General features: G+C 65.3%; 5 protein-coding genes. 2 read left to right on the top strand and 3 right to left on the bottom strand.

Features of this window, described 5'->3' with window-relative positions; translation table 11 throughout:
• Positions 1-66 precede the first annotated feature (66 nt).
• Positions 67-615: a MarR family winged helix-turn-helix transcriptional regulator gene (locus tag ACXJL8_RS35595; protein ID WP_456624028.1), complete on the bottom strand. Its 549-nt coding sequence runs from the start codon at positions 613-615 to the stop codon at positions 67-69.
• 54 nt (positions 616-669) lie between these two features.
• On the opposite strand from ACXJL8_RS35595, the gene ACXJL8_RS35590 reads away from it, so the two are divergent.
• Entirely contained in the window at positions 670-1,149 is a 480-nt protein-coding gene (locus ACXJL8_RS35590; protein ID WP_456624029.1) for a carboxymuconolactone decarboxylase family protein, read from the top strand.
• Positions 1,150-1,170: 21 nt separating this feature from the next.
• Positions 1,171-1,680, top strand: coding sequence for a cupin domain-containing protein (locus ACXJL8_RS35585; RefSeq protein ID WP_456624030.1), 510 nt, complete (start codon positions 1,171-1,173; stop codon positions 1,678-1,680).
• 105 nt (positions 1,681-1,785) lie between these two features.
• Here the strand turns inward: ACXJL8_RS35585 and ACXJL8_RS35580 are convergent, their stop codons facing one another.
• Both ACXJL8_RS35580 and ACXJL8_RS35575 read right to left on the bottom strand, forming a co-directional pair.
• The gene (locus tag ACXJL8_RS35580; protein WP_456624031.1) at positions 1,786-2,694 is read right to left on the bottom strand and encodes an amino acid ABC transporter substrate-binding protein; all 909 of its coding nucleotides are present in this window, start codon (positions 2,692-2,694) and stop codon (positions 1,786-1,788) included.
• A 196-nt stretch (positions 2,695-2,890) separates the two neighbouring features.
• Positions 2,891-4,116, bottom strand: a 1,226-nt coding sequence (locus ACXJL8_RS35575; protein WP_456686505.1) for a M23 family peptidase, incomplete at its 5' end; no start/stop codon positions are given.

The following is a 4,116-nucleotide window of genomic DNA, read 5'->3' as shown; positions in this document are numbered from 1 at the left end:
GACGGAGACGGCGGAGGCGGCGGAGGCGATTAGGCTTCGTCCCGGCGTTCGGCGCATGCGGACTGCCTAATCGTCCTGCAAATCGGTTGCGATGCCGGCGAGCCAGCGCCGGATTGCGATTTCTGCCTTGGCATCCAGGCCCGCCGCGAGGCGCTTCTCCAGTGCAATCACACGTTCCCGGCAAGCTTTCAGCAGCGTCATGCCGCGCGGCGTCAGCGTCCATTGCTGGATGCGGCCGTGGACGGGATGAGGCGTCATCACGATCGCCCCGTCGCGCTCGAGATTGCGGATGATCACGCCGACGGTCTGGGGCGTCAGAAAGGTGAGACGGGCGACGTCGGCGCCCGACAGGCCGGGATAGGCATTGAGCATCGTCAGCACGGCGAATTGCGGCGAGGTCACGCCGAGGTCGGCGAGCGTTCGCTCCATCGTCAGCCGGACCGCGGCGTGGGCCTGGCGCAGCAGATAGCCGAGATAGCCTTCTTCGCCGCGCTTGCCTTCGCCGGGAGCGGGCACGCGCGGCGCGCCGTCGGCGGCCGGCGGGTCGGCGTGCTTTCGGGATGCCGTTTTCTGCCGCGGTTGCGGTCTCGTGATGTCAGCCGTCTTGCGCGTCATATGAGAGCTCTTATAAGATGTAAGTGCTCTTATAATAAGACGAGGTGAACCGCAATGTCACAGGCCCGCAGCGAATACGATGATTTCAAGCGCCTCGCGCCCGATGCCTATGATCTGGTGCTGGCGCTTGGCCAGCTTGCGGCCAAGGCCGGCCTCGACAAGCAGCTCCTCGAACTCGTCAAGCTGCGCGCCTCGCAAATCAATGGCTGCGCCTTTTGCCTGCAGCATCACATCCTGCTCTCCGAGCGGATCGGCGTTCCCGTCGACAAGCTCAATCTGGTCGTGGTCTGGCGCGAGGCGCCGGTCTTCTCCGCACGCGAGCGCGCCGCGCTGGCCTGGACCGAGGCGCTGACCTGTCTGCCCGACGGTGTCAGCGATGAAGTCCATGCGGAGGCTGCTCGCGAATTCTCCGAGACCGAGCTGATGTACCTGACATCCGCGGTGGCCTCGATCAACGTCTGGAACCGTTTTGGCGCGGCCTATCGCTGGACGCCGGCGAAGCGGCCGGTCGCGGCGAATGCCGCGGCATCCTGAAGGCATGAAGAGGAGGTGGACATGACTGGACTGAGTTTGGCCGCTGCGCCGCGACAATTGCCGTCGCCATCGCGCGCGACGATCCTCGCTGTCGTCGGCGGGCTGGCGTGCGCTGTCGCGCTCGGCAAGGCGCTGCCGGTCACGATGGACACGGTCTCCGCTGCGCTGGCGCCGCTTTGCGCCAACCCCGCCGAGAGCTCGCCGCTGGACAAGGTCGAGCCGATCGGCTCCTACGCGCTGCCCAACGTCCCGGGCAAGCGCGTCACCATCGTGCGCGTGTTCTACGGTCCCGGCGGGTTTTCGCGGCCGCACCGTCACGCAGGCTCGGTGACCGCCTACATCACCAAGGGCGAAATCCGCTCCCAGCTTGGCGGTGGCCCGGTCGAGACGTTTGGGGTCGGCCAGTCCTTCTTCGAGCCGCCGGGCTCGACGCATTTGGTCTCGGCCAATGCCAGCGTCACGGAGCCTGCGGAATTGATCGCGGTGTTCGTGGCGGACGAAGGCGCGCAGCTCACGACGTTGTTGGAGTAGCCGGTAGCCCGGATGGAGCGAAGCGCAATCCGGGACCGCTGCATCTGCGCAAGAAGACCCCCGGATGTCGCTGCGCTCCATCCGGGCTACGCGCCGTGCCCCGCGTCAGCCTCCGTACGACGCCGGATCAGGATTGTCCGACGGGTGCTCGAAGGACTTCTTCATCGAGGCCGGCATCGGGACGTGGAAGTTCAGGCCGCGCGGCGGCACCGGCTCCATGAACCATTTGTTGTAGATCTTCTCGATTTCCGGGCTCTTGTAGAGCTTGGCGGTCGCCCGATCGACCACGGCCTTGAACGGCGCGTCGTCCTTGCGCAGCATGATGCCGTAGGGCTCCGGATCCGAAAAGGCGCCGGTGCTGATGGCGTAGAGCGATGGATCCTTCGAGGAGGCGATCATGGCCGCAAGCTGGATGTCATCCATGACGAATGCCTGAGCGCGGTCGGTCTCGACCATCAGGAACGCCTCGGGGACGTCCTTGGCGTTCATCACGGTGATGCCCATGGAGCGTGCAGCGTTGGCTTTGTTGAGCTGGGTCAGGTTGGTCGAGCCTGAGACCGAGACGACGGCCTTGCCCTTGAGGTCGTCGACCTGGTCGAGCTTCAGCGCCTTCTTGGACACGAAGCGGCTTGCCGTGAGGAAATGCGTGTTGGTGAAGGACACCTGCTTCTGGCGGTCGGCGTTGTTGGTCGTCGAGCCGCATTCGAGGTCGACGGTGCCGTTCGCCATCAACGGAATGCGGCTGGACGAGGTGACAATGCTCTCATTGACCTCGAGCTTGTCCAGCTTGAGCTCGGCCTTGATCTCGTCGACGATCTTCATGCAGATGTCGATGGCGTAGCCGACGATCTTCTGCTTGTCGTCGATGTAGCTGAAGGGTACGGCACTGTCGCGTATCCCGAGTGTGATCGCGCCGGTCTCCTTGACCTTCTTCAACGTGCCGCTCAATTCCTGCGCATGAACCGGCGCGGCAAACGCGACGGCCAGAACGGCCGCCGTGGTGAGAAAACGCATGTGATTCCCTTCGCTTTGCTTCGATGCAACGCTTGCGAAGGCGGGGTTTCGCCTTGGCTACCGGTAGCCAAGCAATTCTGGGGCCAGACGGAATCCGCTCGTGGGATGCGGCGCCATGCGATTGTGCGACGGCATTCCCGCCAATCGCCGGGACGACACCGAGAAGGCCGAGCCTGCAAATTAACAGGCTTGGGTTTCAGTTCTCTTCGCTGCTCGATCCCTCGCGCAAATCCGGCTTGATCACATCCTCGGGCAGCGCATGTGCCACGGGCTGCGGGGCGCCCGCGATCTCGGGGCCGACCTCGCGGCCGCGGGCGCGGATCAGGCGCTCATAGGCCGAGACCAGCGTGATGTAGGGACTGACCCAGATCCAGCCGTCGCGGGTGAAGACCTGCACGTCGAAGTGCAGGTGCATGGAGGTGCCGGCGGGATGGTCGAGATAGTTCGAGACCACGCCGATCTTCTCGCCCTCGGTGACGAGGCGGCCGTTGAGCAGGCCGTCCGCGTTCATCGCCTGCGGGTTCATGTGCATGTAGCGGAAGCGGATGTGCTCGGTGCGGCCGTTGATCTCAAGCGTGGCGGCCTGGTCCTTGGAGCCGCGGATCACCATGGCGTCGCGCACCGCGACCACGCCGCGTTGCTTGGGGTCGCAGCGCTCGCCGCCCTCGCCCTGCGGCGGGCACCCGGCCGCACGGATGTCCTCGCCCTGGTGGCCGTAACCGCCGCCGCATTGCCAGACCTCGAAGCTGCGCGACTCGCAGAAATTGTCGCGCCAGGGATAGGCGGTCGGCCCGTCGCTCCTGTCGCGCTTGCCGTAGGATTGCGAGCGCACGAAGGCGGGCGCCTTTTCGAGGGGAAAGCGAATCTGGGCATAGGCCATCACATCGGGATGGCCGCTCTTGTTGCGGTAGCCGGTGTTCGGGATGATGTCGCCGCTCGGCCGGTAGCCGAATTCCGGCGAACGCGCTGAGGGACGATCGATGACGCTGGAGGCGACGTCCGTCAACGGCCGCATGCGCTGGCCGCCGGCGATGCGTAGCGCCTTCAGGAAACGCTCGGCAACCGGAGAGGCTTCCTTGCAGGCGAGCCGGCGCGGCTTCGCCACGCTGTCGAGGCATTGGATCGACACCACATAGGCGACGCCGAAGCGGGTGAAGGCGTAGCGCACATAGCCTTCGCGGATGAACCTGCGCAGATCCGGATAGGTTGCTGCGAGCGGTTTGACCGGCTCGCCCTTGCCGCCGCTGGGATCGGCGATGTCATAGATCAGCGCCGAGCCCGTGATCTGCACCTCGACCGGCCGCGCAAAAACCCGTGTTGGCATGTCGTCGCCGGCGCCCGGGTCCAACGAAAAGCTCGCGCTGTAGCCGGCGGGACCGGCGTCGAACATGTCGACGGGATTGAAATCGGCCTGGTAGCGCG

The sequence above is a fragment of the Bradyrhizobium sp. P5_C11_2 genome, from assembly GCF_054049755.1.
This window is presented reverse-complemented; position numbering and strand designations above follow the sequence as displayed.

Excerpts from the sequence above, each read along its gene's own strand:
- ACXJL8_RS35595 (WP_456624028.1), bottom strand. The coding sequence starts at position 615 with ATGACGCGCAAGACGGCTGACATCACGAGACCGCAACCGCGGCAGAAA.
- ACXJL8_RS35585 (WP_456624030.1), top strand. The coding sequence starts at position 1,171 with ATGACTGGACTGAGTTTGGCCGCTGCGCCGCGACAATTGCCGTCGCCA.
- ACXJL8_RS35590 (WP_456624029.1), top strand. The coding sequence starts at position 670 with ATGTCACAGGCCCGCAGCGAATACGATGATTTCAAGCGCCTCGCGCCC.
- ACXJL8_RS35580 (WP_456624031.1), bottom strand. The coding sequence starts at position 2,694 with ATGCGTTTTCTCACCACGGCGGCCGTTCTGGCCGTCGCGTTTGCCGCG.